The 1,153-nt window shown below is 76.7% G+C and carries 1 protein-coding gene; it reads right to left on the bottom strand.

What is annotated here, in order from left to right; translation table 11 throughout:
- Nucleotides 1-279 precede the first annotated feature (279 nt).
- Complete coding sequence (locus tag HGA02_RS19830) at nucleotides 280-1,047, bottom strand: ROK family protein (protein WP_168681127.1); 768 nt, start codon at nucleotides 1,045-1,047, stop codon at nucleotides 280-282.
- Nucleotides 1,048-1,153: the final 106 nt, after the last annotated feature.

The raw sequence follows: 1,153 nt of genomic DNA, 5'->3' as shown, positions 1-1,153 counted from the left end.
CCATGTGGTGACGTCGGTGCGCGTCGCGGGCGTGCGGGTGACGCGGCATCGACGTGGCGTCGGTGCGCCTCCCGGACGTGCGGGCGACGCCGCATCCGCGTGGTGAGGTCGGTGCGCCTCGCGAGCGGGTCGGCGACGCGGCCTCCACGTGGTGACGTCGGCGCGTGGGGTCGGGCGGCGACCCGGTGCGTGCGGACAGGTGGCGACCGGAACGCGTCGCGCCGGCGACCGGGACGCGTCGCAGCGCCGACGACGCGCCTCGTGCGCGGGGGAGTCGGGTCAGGCGTGGAGCGTCCAGGCGCGGACGCCACCGACGATCCCGGCCTGGTTCGGCACGACGACGACGTCGTCGCCGAGCCGTTCGAGCACCTGCGGCGTGACCTGCCGGGCGTTGCCGCCGCCGAGGTACAGGCGGTCCCAGAGGAACACCGGCCGCAGGCCCTCGACGACACGTCGCACGCGCCGCGACCAGAGGCCGTCGCCGAGCCGGGTGCGCTCGACCTGGCCGACGTACGCGTCGTACGTCGTGCCCCACCGGACGGGTGCGTGCGACAGCTCGAGGTGCGGCGCGAGGACGCCGCCGTCGAACAGTGCGGACCCGAGGCCGGTGCCGAGCGTGAGGACGAGCTCGACGCCCGTGCCGGAGACCACGCCCGCGCCGTGCACCTCGGCGTCGTTGAGGACGAGCGTCGGGACGCCCAGGCGCTCCTGGAGCGCGGCGCGGATGTCGCACCCGGCCCACGCGTCGACGAGCGCGGGGTCGACCGTGGTGCGGGGACCGGCGCGCGTGACGTAGTGCGGGGTCGCGACGACGACGCCGTGGCGGATCATGCCGGGCATGCCGACCGTGGCGCGGTCCGCGGCGGGGAGGTCGGCACCGATCGCGGCGATGGTGTCGACGAGCCGCGACGGGGGCAGCGGGTACGGGGTGGGGACCCGCACGGCGGGCGCGTGGAGCGTGCCGGCGGCGTCGAGCACGGACGCCTTGATCCCGCCGCCGCCGCAGTCGACCGCGAGGGTGAAGGGGTGGGCGGGCGTCGTCGGCACGTCGCCACGCTATCCCTCGCCACGACGACGAGCCGATGACGGACGTCGGACGGTCCGGCGCGCGGGGCGACGGCGGACGCCGCACTACCGTGGTCCCTCGTGACCG

Origin of the sequence: Cellulomonas septica (genome assembly GCF_012396155.1) — a bacterium.
Classification (GTDB): domain Bacteria; phylum Actinomycetota; class Actinomycetes; order Actinomycetales; family Cellulomonadaceae; genus Cellulomonas; species Cellulomonas septica.
Note: the sequence above shows the minus strand (reverse complement) of the source record. Positions and strands in the feature narration are given on the sequence as shown.